Origin of the sequence: Parenemella sanctibonifatiensis (genome assembly GCF_002250565.1) — a bacterium.
Taxonomy (GTDB): domain Bacteria; phylum Actinomycetota; class Actinomycetes; order Propionibacteriales; family Propionibacteriaceae; genus Parenemella; species Parenemella sanctibonifatiensis.
In genome coordinates, this window is the sequence record NZ_NMVJ01000009.1 from 171936 (window position 1) to 184826 (window position 12891).

A 12891-nucleotide genomic window follows, 5' to 3' on the forward strand; every position below is an offset into this window, starting at 1 on the left:
TGTTCACAAGGTTGGCCCTCGCTCCGGAGCAGGGTGGAGGAGTGAGACGACGATGCGCATATCCCGGGTAACGATCAAGAACCACAGCCGAGTACGGGACCTCGACCTGGAACTGCGGCGGCACGCGGTCATCGTGGGCGCGAACGACGTGGGCAAGTCCTCGATCCTCCGAATGTTGCATCTGGCACTTGGCTCGTCAACGGCCAGCCTGTACCAAGCCCTGTCCCCGAGCGATCTGCGCGACCCCGAGCAACCGCTGCTGGTCGATGTCACGTGGACCGACTTCACCGACAAGGACCGAGCGCCGTTCCCCGCTGAGATCAGTGTGGCTGAGGACCAGGAGAGCGAGTCGCTCTGGGTTCAGATGCGCGTGGAGGCTCACCCCGAGGATGACGAGGCCGTCACGGTGCGGCGGTGGTTCCCCGAGAGCGGGCACGAACGAGTGCCGAGCCGTGAGCAACTGGAAGCCTTCGGCTGGCGCTATCTCAAAGCGACGAGGGGAGCCTCGATCATGGAGGGTCCGATGAGTCCGGTGAGGACGCTCCTCGACGCCGCCGACCTGGGCGACAACGAAAGAACGCTGAAGGACCTGCTGACCACGTTCAACAGCGAACTTGATGCGAACGAGTCGGTTGGCGACCTGCTGAGGAAGGTCGCGACCCACCTCAGCCGTGCGATGCCGCGTCTGGTGCAGCGGGAGGAGTTCGCCATCCGCAGCGTCGCTGACCCGGAGAAGGACATGCTCGGGAATGTCTCGCTGTTCCTGAACCGCGATGAACAGCAAGTCTCGCTCCAGGAGCAGTCGGACGGCGTGCGCCAACTGATGGCGATGACGCTCTTCGACCTTGCAGAGGGGGCTGCGAACGTCATTGCGATTGATGAGCCGGAACTGCACCTCCATCCGACCAGCCAGCGAACGGTGGCAGACCTGCTCAGCGGCGAGGGAAACCAGAAGATCATCGTGACGCACTCGCCCTACATCCTGCACCGCTTCGAACCAGCCGAAGTTGTGGCCGTAGATCGCTACGGGATATCTCGGCAGATTGGTGCCAGCACGCTGTCGAGAGTCGAGAAGGTTCGGGCGCACTGGTGGTCTCCGCGCCTGCTGGAGGCACTGGCAGCGCGGTTCGTGATTCTGGTTGAGGGAGCCGCAGACCGTGTGATCGTGGAGGCTGCTGCCCGCGCCTTGGAGATCGACCTGGATCGGCTTGGCGCGGTGGTTGTGGACCTCGACGGTGCGGAGAAGTTCAGGCATGTCTTCCCGCTGCTCGGGCCCGATGGTTTCGGCTCAACCCTGCTTGGCCTGGTGGACGAGAAGGAGAGCGGACCCTGGATCGGTGCCTTCCAAGCCAAGCGTGCCGACATCGTTGACAAGTTCGTCTTTGTCTCGGACGCGGACTTGGAGGACGAGTATGCCGCTGCGCTTGGCGGCCCGGGCACTGCGCGAGCCCTGATCCGCGGCGGGCACTGCCGGGAGGACGCTGTGATCCAGAGCGCCGGAGTCGAGTCCATCGAGGACATCACTCCAGAGTCGGTCGCCGCGTACTGCCGCAAGGACAAGGTGTCGGCGGCGGTGTGCGTCGGTGAAGCGCTCACCCAGGAATCGGCGGAAGGAATCGGCAGCGTCGCGCGGTTGCTCCATGCTGTGGAAGGTTTGGACCTTCTGTGACAGTCGAGGCGCTGAGCGAGGAGCAGTCCGCCGCTGCGCAGGCAGAGGCGCGGCACGCCATGATCATCGCACCCCCGGGCTGCGGCAAGACCGAAGTTCTAGCGCATCGTGCCGACCACCAAATCCAGTTCCTCAGTCCGAACCAACGCATTCTGGCACTCACTTTCACCAATCGTGCCAAGGCAAATCTCCAGGAGCGGCTGCGCAACGTACTCGGCTACGCGAGGATGCGTCGCTACGTGACCGTGCGGAACTTCCACGGGCACGCCACCGAAGTCGTCCTCGCTCACGGTCGGACCATCGGTCTGGACTCGGGCGGTCTCCTCCTGCCCAAAACCGGCACGCTGCGCAAGGCATTGGAGGCGACGGGTGCGAACTGGGACACGAGAAGCGCCGCAGAGATGATTCTTGGTGAGGTCAAGCGGGCACCCGTCTCTGACAATGAGGTCCTCGACACCCTCGCCCGCAGGAGGCGAGACTTCGGTGCTGACCTGGCGCTCCAGGTAGAGGAGGAGCGCCAGACGGCGAACCAACTTCACTACCAGGACCTGCTTCGGCACGCCCAGCGCCTGCTGCGAATCCCGGCTGTCGGCCATCTGTATCGCTGTCACTTCGGGGCAGTTCTGGTGGACGAGTTTCAAGACCTATCGCTCCAGCAACTTGACATTGCGCGCCTCAGTTGTACGGCGCGGCAGACCTACGCCGGAGACCCGCTACAAGGCATCTTCTCGTGGGCCGGAGCCGCGTCCGAGCAGGTGGAGCAAGATGTGCGGACCGCGTGTGGTGAGCCCATCCTGCTTCGAGAGTCATACCGCTCCTCGCCGGGCGTGCTCGCCACCGTCAACTCCGTGAGCAGGTCCCTGACCGCGACAGCGGAACTGATCTCCGCGATACCGGAGCACTGGCCTCAGGGCGGTTGCTCCGCCGCGCTCGCGGTGCAGGACCGCAATGCTGAGGCTCATCTCGTGGTCGGTCTGGCGCAACAGATCATCGAACGTGACCCAACCGCGTCGGTAGGCGTCATCAGCAGGGTCGGATGGCGTCGCGAGGATATTGACCGTGCGTTCACTTCGCTACCTGGATTCCCCGTGCGAAGGTGGGACCTGGCGCTGGAGGACCCTCACGTGATGGCCCTGATCCGAGAGGCGGTCGCATCACTGCCTCGTGGTGCGACGCTCGACGTTGCGCACGAGGCTGTGCTCAATGTCGTAGACCCATCCGATGTGGACACCTTGGAGCAGGTCGATGATGCCTTCGCCGCGCTGGAGCAAACCCGGTCCAGCACCGCGCGAGGAGCGCTGGGTTCGATCCGCGTGTCCGACCCGAATCAGGCGGTCGGTCCTGGAGTGCATCTTCTGAACGCCCACACCGGGAAGGGGCAGCAGTTCGACTGGGTGTTCGTCATCGGCCTGGAAGAAGGGCACATCCCCCACAAGAAGAGTAGCCACGGCGAGGCGCTGATAGAGGAGCAGCGGGTTCTGCTCGTCATGCTGTCGCGGGCCCGCCACGGACTCGTCGTCTCGCGAGTGCAGATGAACGATGGCCGGTATGGACCCTACGCTGCAACGCAGAGCAGATGGTGGGACACTATCAAGAGCGAGTGCACCACCTTGGCGGAAGTTGAGGACCACATCGCTGGGCTACCGTGAAAGTCTCAATCTGAGGCATCACCGCAGCCGAAGCGCCACATTCTGCTCTGTCGCCGCGAACGGTGTGGAGGGGATCAGAAGTCGAAGGTACCGCCGCCGACCACCTCGTCCACGTACTGAACGCCCACGAGCACGCCCGCAGCCTCCCGAATGGCTACATGGATCGCATCCCCGACCATTCCCTCGGCCCTGTCCTGGGCCTCCAGCAAGTTGTCCGTCACCGCGTCGATGTCCTCCGGGCAGTCATAGCGCAGAGAGAGCCCTGTCTCGATCCGCGTCGGGACGGCCACGTGATGGCGTCGAGGGTGATGCCGTCCATGTCGGCGCAGGCGCGCCGCAGTGCGCGTTGATCTCTTCTCGACGCTCGGTCACCGGCGCGTGGTCTTCCAGGGTGCGCCGGATGGTGCTGGACGGGTCGCTCAGGTCGGTCAGGATGAAGGCCATCCCCACCTGCAAGTATTTCCAAGGCTGTTCTGGCATGGTCCCCCTCTTCCAAGTGCCCTCAGCCTCCTGACCCAGCGGCGTTCACTACCGAAGGTGCGAGCGAGCAGGTGGGTCGGACACGTGTGCGCCTACTCTCGATAACACCGACAAGCACAAGCCCGATCTCGGAGGGACCGTCATGACCCAGCACAACCCCAAGGACACCCTCCAAGCCGACCTGGAGGCGCTGGCTGAGGTCTTCGAGGCCGAGGACCGAGAAGACCGCCGCCGCGAGGCCCAGCGCCGTCGTGACGGCCTTCCCGAGCCCAAGCGGGACATCCGCACGTTCGACGGCTTTGCAGACGGCGGGGCGGCTCCCCGCGACTGACCGCCTGGTCCCGGACCGCTACCTCTTCGCGACCCACGCCTCCTCCAGCAGCACGCTCACGACGGCGTACTCTTTGCGGTCCCGGTCGAGGTCGGGCACGAGGTGGGTGAGGCTATCCATAGCGCGCTCGGCTGCCTCGAAGACGGCGGTGATCAGGGCCTGCTGGTTGGTCGCTCTCATTCGCCTGGACTGTAGCCAGGCTGGCCGACATCCTCAGCCACTCCGGTACATCTGGACTTGCGTCCTACGGAGCCAGAAGATGCAGAACCCCGCGCTCTCCACAGGGAGGACGCGGGGTTCTGTCCGGTCAGCCCCTCGGCGGGTAGGAGTCCCTCCCGTAGGAGTTCTTTTCACCGATGGTGCCGTCCAACTTCTTGATGACGTGCTCCACGCCCCGGTCCCTGGCCATCTCGCGGCCAGCCGCCTGCGCTGCTGCCTTGGTGTCGTGGACGTTGCTGGCACGGCTGTTGCCCTGCGCGCGGTTCTTCCACTGGCCGTCCTCGTGGTACGTCTCGATGTCGCCCTTGCTCATGTTCACCTCCTTCTTAGGCTCGTCTCTGCTTCTCCAGCATGACCGGCACCTCTGACAATCTTCGGCGGCGTCATAGGCCCCTACTGCGCGCTCGCCTCAGTGCGCCAGTGGCTCAGGATGTCCTCGCGGAAGTGGTGCTTGGGTCGCTTCTTGACCCCCTTGGCGACTTCCTTGGCCACCTTCCAGAAGAGCATCGCCTCACGTCCCTTCCAGCCCTCCCGCAGTGCAGCAGCGAACAGCAGGTCCGGCTCGATGGCGTGTCCTCCCTTGCGCAACTCCATGAGTCCGTGGGTCACCCGGTCCCCGTCGCGGGAGTCGTGCATCGTGGTCCCGCCGTAGGTGCTCCCGGTGAACGACTTCATCGCGACGGCCACCACTGGGTCGGTGATGAGGGGCTCGGGAGTCTGGATGGGCGGGCCCGACAGGCACTGGGGCCGGAAGGCGTTGATCCAGGGACGGTCGAAGGGCAGATCGTCCCCGCCGATCCATCCGCCCCGCGCGTCGTTCTCCGGCACGTAGGCGTGCACGAGGCAGATTGGGTGCTCGAACGGCTCGATCTCCGCCAGGGTCTCCAACGGGAGGTCCACAGCGACGACAGGGCCGTCCGGAGCCCGGAAGGAACGACCGCCACGAGGACGTGGGCGTTCTGAGTGGACGACGATCCCCCGTGAGGGGGCCTTGGACTCCAGCCCCGCAGGGAGGTCCTCCTTGTCCCAGCACCACAGGGTGACGGGCTGGCCGTCCTCGGCGTGGTCCAAGGCCCAGCGAAGGGCGGTGATGAGGTCCTGGTCCCGGTTGGTCGTGTTGCACAGGGCGGTGTAGGCGCGCGTCATGTCCAGGACGTTGCCAGAGGCCACTGACAGTTCTGGCGGGCTCAACCTTCTTGCTGCGGCCCAGCGCCGTGTGGTGAACCTACCCTTGGGCGTGTGGTGAAGTGTTCAGACCGTCTATGAGAGGCACGTCTGACGTGGGGTTTCGCCGTTTCCATGAATAGCCACCACACACGAAGAGCCCGGCCACCTCGGCCGGGCTCTTCTGCGTTTTCGTAGGGTCTGGCCTTGGTCAGCGGACCTGCGGGTGCTCCGGGGCGGCAGCCAGGGCTGCGGCCGCTTCGGCATCGCTGTGGGTCTGCTCGGCGGCGAGCCGGGCCTCGATGAAGGCCTTGTAGGTCTCGACCTCCAAGCGGGTGCGGTTGGCATCCCAGCCCAGCTCGGCGGACAGCAGCTCCGCGACCTCCTCGGCAGCGTTCGCGCCACGGTCGCGGGTCTCGTAGTCCAACCGGGTACGCCGGGTGAGCACGTCAGCCAGATGCACCGCGCCCTCGGCGCGGGCGGCGTACACGACCTCGGCGCGCAGATAACGCTGCGCGTGCTCGAGCGGCTTGCCGAGGCTCTCGTCGGCGTCGATCAGCGCAAGGACGTCGGGCAGCAGCGAACCGTAGCGGAACAACAGTCGATTGATTCGCACCGAGTCGAAGCCGTACTTGCGGGCGATCTTGTTCTTGTCGCGTACCAAGCCCTTGTAGCCCTGCGCACCAATGACCGGGACAGAGGTGGTGAGGCTGGGGCGGTCGGGGTGGTCGCGGCGGATCGCGAAGTCGACGACGTCCTCGGCCATCACCCGGTAGGTGGTGTACTTGCCGCCGGCAATCGCGCTGAGGCCGGGCTCCACCTCCATCACGGTGTGCTCACGCGACACCTTGGCGGAGGCGCCGTCGCCCTTGTCGACCGGCTGCAGCAGCGGCCGTAGGCCGGTGTACACGCCCACCACGTCATCGCGGGTGAGATCATTGGCCAGCACTGCATTGGCGTGCTCGAGGACGTAGTCGATGTCATCAGAGGTGGCGGCGGGGACGGAGACGTCCTCGTTCCACTTGGTGTCTGTGGTGCCGATCACCCAGTACTCGTCCCACGGGATCAGGAAGAGCACCGACTTCTCGGTCTTGGTGATGACACCGGTGTCGGCATCGGCAGGGATCCGATCCTTCTCGACGGTGATGTGGATGCCCTTGGAAGCCAGCACCTTGAGGCCGACCTCGGCACCAGCCAGCTCCTGCTGGTCCTGGGTCCAGACGCCGCCGGCCAGGATCACGTGCCCGCTGTGGACCTCGAACTCGTCGCCAGTCAACTCATCGCGCACCCGTACGCCGACAACCTTCTTGCCCTCGTGGAGGTAGCCGACCACGGTGGTGTAGTTCGCCACGGCGGCGTCGTACTGAGCCGCCGAGCGGACCAGCATCATGACGAAGCGGGCGTCGTCCATCTGGCCGTCGTAGTACTCGATCGCGCCGGTGATGGACTTCTTCAACCCCGGGAAGACCTGGAGCATCTTCTTGTGGAAGAGGTGCCGGTGCCACGGAACTGCCCGGCGGCGACCGACGACCTGCATCAAGTCGTACAACATGACGCCGGCGCCGATGTAGAAGCGGTCGATGAACTTGTGGAAGAAGGGGAAGACGAAGCTGATCGGACGCACCAAGTGTGGGGCGGTCCGCTTGATCAGCAGGTCTCGCTCCCGCAGTGCCTCAGCGACCAGCTTGAAGTCAAACATCTCGAGGTAGCGCAGGCCACCGTGCATCAGCTTCGAGGATCGCGAGGAGGTGCCCGCGGCCCAGTCTCGGGCTTCGACCAGCCCCACCGACAGGCCACGAGTCGCGGCATCGAAGGCAGCGCCGGCGCCGTTGACTCCGCCGCCCACGATCAGGACGTCGAGGGGGTTGTCAGCGGTCGCGGCACGCAGGCGGTCTAGGTGCTCGCCTCGGGCCTCGGGGCCGAGGATGGACTGGCGCGGAGATGGCACTGGGGGCTCCTTTGCTGACGACGTTGTTGTCTGCCAGTCTCCGCCCGCTGAGCGCCCGTTGCAAGGCCGGTGCACGAACGTGCGACCCCCCGGGGCCGGGTCGGGGCCGCTTGCCCACCCAGCCGTAGGTGGTCGCTGGCATGATGGCGGCGTGATTCAGCTCCACGACATCGACCCGATTCTGTTCAGCCTCGGGCCGTTGCAGATCCACTGGTATGGCCTGATGTACGGAATCGGGTTCCTCGTGGCCTGGCTGATCGGCAGCAGTCGGGTCCGCGCCGGCCGGCTGCCGGGCGTCGACGAGGACGGTTTCGCCAGCTTCATGATCGCGATGATCGCGGGCGTGCTGTTGGGCGGTCGGATCGGGTACGTCCTGTTCTACAGCTTCGACACCTTCGCGGCGGATCCGCTGTCGATCATCAAGATCTGGGAAGGCGGGATGAGCTTCCACGGCGGGCTGATCGGCGTACTGATCGCGGCCTGGGTCTGGAAGCGCAAGCGAACCGAGTTCACCTACTGGGACCTGGTCGACTTCGTCGCGCCATTGGTTCCGGCAGGGCTGGGCCTGGGTCGGCTCGGCAACTTCATCAACGGCGAACTGTGGGGCAAGTACACCGGCGGCGACTGGGGTGTGATCTTCCCCAGCGACCCGGAATTGTCGGGGTACACCATGGCGCAGTTGCGCCAGATGTACGCCGCGGGGCAGCTCGATGCGTTTGCCCGGCATCCCTCCCAGCTCTACCAGGCCTTCCTGGAAGGTCTGGTCCTCTTCACGGTGCTGTACGTGGTGTCGCGGCGGCCGCGGCGCCGCTTCCTGATCTCGGGTCTGTTCGCGCTCGGCTACGGGCTGGCGCGGTTTGCGGTCGAGTTCGTACGCGTGCCGGACGCCCAGCTCGGCTACCTCGGCATGGGTTGGCTGACGATGGGACAGCTGCTCAGCCTGCCGCTGATCCTGCTCGGCATCGGGCTGATCATCCTGTCCCGTACCTCACCGGTCCTCGAGCCGAAGCCGGTCGAGCCGGGCGCTGGTGCAGGGGAGAAGGACGGGACTGAGGGTCAGGATGACGGGGACGGTGGCCCGGACGCTGAGGTCGAGGCGGGCAGTGAGCAACCGGGCGAAGCCGATCAGGCTGACGAGCCGGGCGGCACGAAGGCCTAGGTTGGTCTCGCACACGACTGGCCCTCGTGGTCACCACCGGTTACTCGACGAGCTGATGTGGGGAGTAGCTCGGTGTGCAGGCCGGAACGCCGATCAGGTTGCGCGACCTCAGGAAGCTGTAGTTGCATCACATGGCCCACCCGGAGATTCCGACCCGGTTTGGTACGCCCCCGTCAGCAACTGCTGACGAGCGTCGGCCCTGAGAAACCGTTGTCTAGCCCCGACATCCCCGGTGACGGCCCGGTGCCGGACACCTTCCTCAACTACCCGGCCGATCCGGTCACCTTCTTCCCGGAGCCGCTGCCCGAGATCGAGCCGATCAGCTATCTGGTGCAGGGCAACGCGCCCGGCGTCGCGATGGAGCAGAACTCCCGCTACCAGGGCATCACCGAGGCCATCGGGGCGAATGTCGAATTCATCTTCGGTGGCATCGGCGACGCCTACCGCAGCAAGTTCACCACCTTGATCGCGTCGGGTGACCTGCCCGATCTGATGATGATGCAGAGCGTCAGCCAGATGCCGCAGATGCTGGAGAGTCAGTTCGTCGACCTCACCGACCGGTTGTCGGGCGACGGCGTCACCCAGTACAAGGGGTTGGCCTCCAAGCCGACGGAATCGTGGAACACCCCGCTGCTCAACGGGCGCCTGTGGGGCGTGCCGATGCCGCTGATCCCGGCCGCCAACATCATCAGCTACCGCCCCGACCTGACCGAGTCGATGGGCGTACCGAAGCCCGAGTTCGGTGATGTCGAGGACTTCGAGGACCTGCTCAAGGAGTTGAGCCGGCCGCAGGAGGGCAAGTTTGCGCTCGGTGGCGATCCCTCCAGCTGGATGGTCGGGATCATGCAGCAGATGTACAAGGCGCCCAACGGCTGGTCCAAGGAAGGCGACCGGTTCGTCAGCGCCTACGAGTCCGAGGAGTACGCCTCCGCGGTCGAGTCGGTGAAGCGGATGTGGAGCGCCGGCGTCTTCCATCCGAACTCCTTCTCCGAGCCGGGCAACTACAACGTCTGGTTCAAGGGCGGAGTGGTCTCGGTCTACACCCAGAACTTCTCGGGTTGGTCCTACTACGCCCAGAACAACCCCTTCCCGATCGACTCGATGCATCCGGTCAGCTTCGACGGCTCCCAGTACGAGGGGTTTCAGGGCGGCGCCGGCTTCGGCGGCTACGTCGGCATCTCCAAGGGTGCCTCGGAGGAGCGGATCGACGAGCTGCTGCGGGTGCTGGACTTCATGGCGGCCCCATTCGGCAGCAAGGAGTTCCTCCTCAACTACTACGGCCAGGAGGGCGACAACTACGAGATCGACGCGAACGGCAACCCGGTCGGCAACAAGCGGGCGGTCGATGAGTACATCGCCGGCTTCACCTACATGGGTGTCCCGTACGCCGCGCAGCTCTACACCCCCGGGATGGAGGACGTGACCACCGCTCAGGCGGACTACCTCGCGAAGTACCAGCCGCACGTCAAGCCGAGCCCGATCACCGGCCTCTACTCCGAGACCGCCGTCAGCGACGGTGCGCCGGCCGGAATCAAGCTCACCGACGCGATCCGCGACATCATCCAGGACCGTCGGCCGATGGCGAGCCTGGCCGATGCCGTGGCGGAGTGGAAGGCCGATGCCGGCGACAAGATCGCCGAGGAATACCAGGCCGCAGAGCAGGCGGCTGGCTGACCTGAGGCCCCTGGCGTACGCCGGGTGCTCCCGCCGCGGGGCGCCCGGCGTTGCTGATCCCGGCCACGGCCCACGTGGCGAAGCGGACCGTTGGAGGTCTACTCTGGTCCGGCGAACGGCCGGGGCGGGTATGCTCGTAGGTTCGGCCACCCGTCTTGGATGGCCGATACGCATTTTTCTGACAGGGAGATGTGATGAGCGAGAACACGGCGTCCATGGTGGCGGCGAGCGCAGGAACCACTGCGACCGCAGCGACCATGGACTCGTTGGATCGTTTGATGGAGGAGGCGCGGCAGCGCATCCTCACCGGGGAAGCTGACGAACTCGAGGACGTCGAGGCCTTCCTGGCCGGGGGACTCACCGGTGCCGGCGCACCGGCGGACGAGGACTCCGACCCCGACGACCTGGCCGCCCAGCTGTGGAGCGAGTGCTACGAACTCGCCTCCGAATGGGAGGACCTGCAGACCGACGTCGACCGACTGGCTGACGCCTTCGAGATCCTCGAGGACAGCGGCGTCCAGTGCCGCCTCTTCTCCAACTGGGACGACGTCACCATCACCGCCCGCCACCGCGGCGCCGTGCTGGTCTCGGCCGACGCCTGGCGCCGGCTCTCCCCGGAGGAGCGACGACCGCTGACGCTGACCTGGACCGGTGGCTGCGCCAGCGACCGGCAGGTCGCCAAGCAGATCCTCACCGCACTGGAGATGGCTGGCTTGCAGCCCACTCAGCGCGGCGACGACACCCTCACGGTGCCGGTGCTGTGGCGCTGGCACGTCGACCCCCTCGATGACGACGGGGACGACGACGATGACGACTGAGCCGGCTCAGTCCTGGCGGTAAGGCTGAACCTTCCCGTCCTCGCCCAGACACTGGTCTCCGGCGATCGAGGACGGGAAGGACACCGCCTTCAAGGTTGCGCAGTCGGGCGCGTCCTGACCCGCCCACGCTTCCTGCCACCGGTCGTCGATGACGGCCCAGAAGACCGCATGCCCGCCACAGGCGGTGACGCCACCCTTGGCGAACCCATCGGTACGCAGTTGGTCGACGTACACGGTGGCCGAGTCACACTCCTTGAGCGCCTCGGCCAAGGTCTGCTGCAGCATCGTCTTGAACGCATCCGGCGCGCCGACCAGCTTGTCGAGGTCGGCGTCGGTACGGATCTGGATCCCGTCGGGGCTGTCAACGGTGTAGTCGATCAGCTCCACCTCGCCACTCGAACCGGGGGCGGCGCTGGACTCGGACCCACTGGGGGTGGCCGGTCCGCTGGACTGGCTGGTGGCCGGGGCCGAGGTGCCCGGGTCGGTCGACGTCTCCTCCGGTTCGCCCGTGCAGCCGACCAGCAGGATCGCGCTGGCGGCCAGAGCGACCACGGAACGGGCCCACCGCGGCGTACGCATGGCGGACCGGTGCTGCGACAACGGATTCGGCGGCTGGACCTCAGGCCTGGGGGAAGCGCTCATGGGATCACCCTAAGGGTGGCAGGTGCCGATCCGGGTCAATCCCGCTGATCACGTACGCCGCGTCCCCGCGAGTCCTTCGGCAGCGCGCCGCGCTGCCCCAGCGTGCCCCACCGGTTCGGGTCCTGCTTGTCGATCGATGTAGGGGTGGTGGGGTCGGGGAATCGGTCGCGCGGGTCGTCCGCATCGCCCTGGACCGGCCACGGGGCGTACTTGATCAGCAGCGCCAGCACCGCGGCCGGGGCGATCCAGCCCATCACGCCGGTGATCCCGATGAGCGCCGGGTTGATGACCTGATCGCCGCTGCCGAGCAGCCGCGGCAGCCCCATCGACGCCGTGAAAGTCCCCAGCGCGAGTGCCGAGGGCCACACCGAGCGGGTCCACGAGCGCAGCCACCCCAGCAGACCGCCGACCACGATGGTGTACCCGCAGTAGGCCAGCACCGCGACGACGGGATTGACGCCGGGATAGAGCCAGCCGGTGACCAGCAGCGGGGTGAGTGAGAGCGCCCACGCCAGACCGGTCAGCACGATGGTGGGGATCAGCGAGTAGCGCTGCCGCAGCTTCGGGAAGAGATAGCCGCGCCAGCCCATCTCCTCCACGATCGCGGGCCAGATGCCCAGCAGGCCGGAGAAGAAGACCTGCATGCCCAGGGTGCCGAGGAATTCGCGGGTGTCGACCACGGGCGGTTCCAGGCCGGCGACCTCGTAGGAGACCCGCAGCGCCTCCGTCATGCCGGTGTAGTTGACCAGGTCGAACTCGTACAACCCCACCAGGGCGGACAGGCCCAGCCCGGCGACGGTCAGCAGCGGCGGCACCAGCAGCGCCGCCAGCATTCCGAGAACGAACTTGCCCAGATTGCCACCGAGCTGGACGTCGAGCTCGATGATGCCCTGCTTCTCGACATAAATCAGCGTGAAGATCGCCGCGGCGGCGGGGACGACCGCGACCCACTGCGTGGTGACGGCAAACCATTCGCTGTGCAGGCCGCCGGTGGTGAGCGCCGGCATCGCGAGCAGGCCGATCCCGACGAAGACCGCCACCAGGAAGGTGACGAGGCCCCTGCGCCACGGAACTGCCGCGATCGGCTGGGCGGAGTCATCGGATTCGGGCCACTGCATGCATGTCCTGTCGGGTCGGG

Annotated in this window: 13 protein-coding genes; 6 read left to right on the forward strand and 7 right to left on the reverse strand. The window is 66.2% G+C overall.

The genetic code is table 11. The features are described from left to right. Positions 1–52: 52 nt before the first annotated feature. Positions 53–1669 (forward strand): ATP-dependent nuclease, encoded by a 1617-nt coding sequence (locus CGZ91_RS11375; protein WP_094455256.1) that lies wholly within the window; start codon positions 53–55, stop codon positions 1667–1669. Beyond that, positions 1666–3318, forward strand: a complete 1653-nt coding sequence (locus CGZ91_RS11380) for a UvrD-helicase domain-containing protein (protein ID WP_094455258.1) — start codon at positions 1666–1668, stop codon at positions 3316–3318. The genes CGZ91_RS11375 and CGZ91_RS11380 overlap by 4 nt, the downstream gene beginning before the upstream one ends. Before the next feature lie 74 nt (positions 3319–3392). On the opposite strand, the gene CGZ91_RS11385 is transcribed toward CGZ91_RS11380, so the two are convergent. Next, the gene (locus tag CGZ91_RS11385) at positions 3393–3608 is read right to left on the reverse strand and encodes a hypothetical protein (RefSeq protein WP_094455260.1); all 216 of its coding nucleotides are present in this window, start codon (positions 3606–3608) and stop codon (positions 3393–3395) included. A gap of 332 nt (positions 3609–3940) precedes the next feature. Here CGZ91_RS11385 and CGZ91_RS11390 point away from each other — a divergent pair, with 332 nt between their 5' ends. Then, positions 3941–4129 (forward strand): hypothetical protein, encoded by a 189-nt coding sequence (locus CGZ91_RS11390; protein WP_077349434.1) that lies wholly within the window; start codon positions 3941–3943, stop codon positions 4127–4129. Positions 4130–4147: 18 nt separating this feature from the next. Here the strand turns inward: CGZ91_RS11390 and CGZ91_RS14365 are convergent, their stop codons facing one another. From CGZ91_RS14365 to CGZ91_RS11405, 4 genes are all read right to left on the reverse strand, one after another. Next, positions 4148–4309: a hypothetical protein gene (locus CGZ91_RS14365; protein ID WP_179229338.1), complete on the reverse strand. Its 162-nt coding sequence runs from the start codon at positions 4307–4309 to the stop codon at positions 4148–4150. A gap of 127 nt (positions 4310–4436) precedes the next feature. Then, positions 4437–4661 (reverse strand): DUF2188 domain-containing protein, encoded by a 225-nt coding sequence (locus tag CGZ91_RS11395; RefSeq protein WP_094455262.1) that lies wholly within the window; start codon positions 4659–4661, stop codon positions 4437–4439. A gap of 80 nt (positions 4662–4741) precedes the next feature. After that, the gene (locus CGZ91_RS11400; protein ID WP_144276882.1) at positions 4742–5494 is read right to left on the reverse strand and encodes a hypothetical protein; all 753 of its coding nucleotides are present in this window, start codon (positions 5492–5494) and stop codon (positions 4742–4744) included. A 229-nt stretch (positions 5495–5723) separates the two neighbouring features. Then, the gene (locus tag CGZ91_RS11405) at positions 5724–7460 is read right to left on the reverse strand and encodes a glycerol-3-phosphate dehydrogenase/oxidase (protein ID WP_094455266.1); all 1737 of its coding nucleotides are present in this window, start codon (positions 7458–7460) and stop codon (positions 5724–5726) included. A gap of 151 nt (positions 7461–7611) precedes the next feature. On the opposite strand from CGZ91_RS11405, the gene lgt reads away from it, so the two are divergent. The 3 genes from lgt (at position 7612) to CGZ91_RS11420 (ending at position 11111) form a co-directional block, all read left to right on the forward strand. Beyond that, positions 7612–8619 (forward strand): prolipoprotein diacylglyceryl transferase, encoded by a 1008-nt coding sequence (gene lgt / locus CGZ91_RS11410; protein WP_094455268.1) that lies wholly within the window; start codon positions 7612–7614, stop codon positions 8617–8619. Positions 8620–8829: 210 nt separating this feature from the next. Beyond that, entirely contained in the window at positions 8830–10293 is a 1464-nt protein-coding gene (locus CGZ91_RS11415) for a type 2 periplasmic-binding domain-containing protein (protein ID WP_144276883.1), read from the forward strand. 194 nt (positions 10294–10487) lie between these two features. Next, a complete protein-coding gene (locus tag CGZ91_RS11420) occupies positions 10488–11111 on the forward strand; it encodes a DUF6891 domain-containing protein (RefSeq protein ID WP_094455272.1) in 624 nt (207 codons plus the stop codon). A gap of 6 nt (positions 11112–11117) precedes the next feature. On the opposite strand, the gene CGZ91_RS11425 is transcribed toward CGZ91_RS11420, so the two are convergent. Continuing rightward, positions 11118–11753, reverse strand: coding sequence for a hypothetical protein (locus tag CGZ91_RS11425; RefSeq protein WP_144276884.1), 636 nt, complete (start codon positions 11751–11753; stop codon positions 11118–11120). Positions 11754–11788: 35 nt separating this feature from the next. Beyond that, positions 11789–12871, reverse strand: coding sequence for a CPBP family intramembrane glutamic endopeptidase (locus tag CGZ91_RS11430; RefSeq protein WP_094455276.1), 1083 nt, complete (start codon positions 12869–12871; stop codon positions 11789–11791). Positions 12872–12891: the final 20 nt, after the last annotated feature.

Coding starts and splice junctions, on each gene's coding strand:
- CGZ91_RS11375 (WP_094455256.1), top strand. CDS start 53: ATGCGCATATCCCGGGTAACGATCAAGAACCACAGCCGAGTACGGGAC.
- CGZ91_RS11390 (WP_077349434.1), top strand. CDS start 3,941: ATGACCCAGCACAACCCCAAGGACACCCTCCAAGCCGACCTGGAGGCG.
- CGZ91_RS14365 (WP_179229338.1), bottom strand. CDS start 4,309: ATGAGAGCGACCAACCAGCAGGCCCTGATCACCGCCGTCTTCGAGGCA.
- CGZ91_RS11395 (WP_094455262.1), bottom strand. CDS start 4,661: ATGAGCAAGGGCGACATCGAGACGTACCACGAGGACGGCCAGTGGAAG.
- CGZ91_RS11400 (WP_144276882.1), bottom strand. CDS start 5,494: ATGACGCGCGCCTACACCGCCCTGTGCAACACGACCAACCGGGACCAG.
- CGZ91_RS11420 (WP_094455272.1), top strand. CDS start 10,488: ATGAGCGAGAACACGGCGTCCATGGTGGCGGCGAGCGCAGGAACCACT.
- CGZ91_RS11425 (WP_144276884.1), bottom strand. CDS start 11,753: ATGAGCGCTTCCCCCAGGCCTGAGGTCCAGCCGCCGAATCCGTTGTCG.
- CGZ91_RS11430 (WP_094455276.1), bottom strand. CDS start 12,871: ATGCAGTGGCCCGAATCCGATGACTCCGCCCAGCCGATCGCGGCAGTT.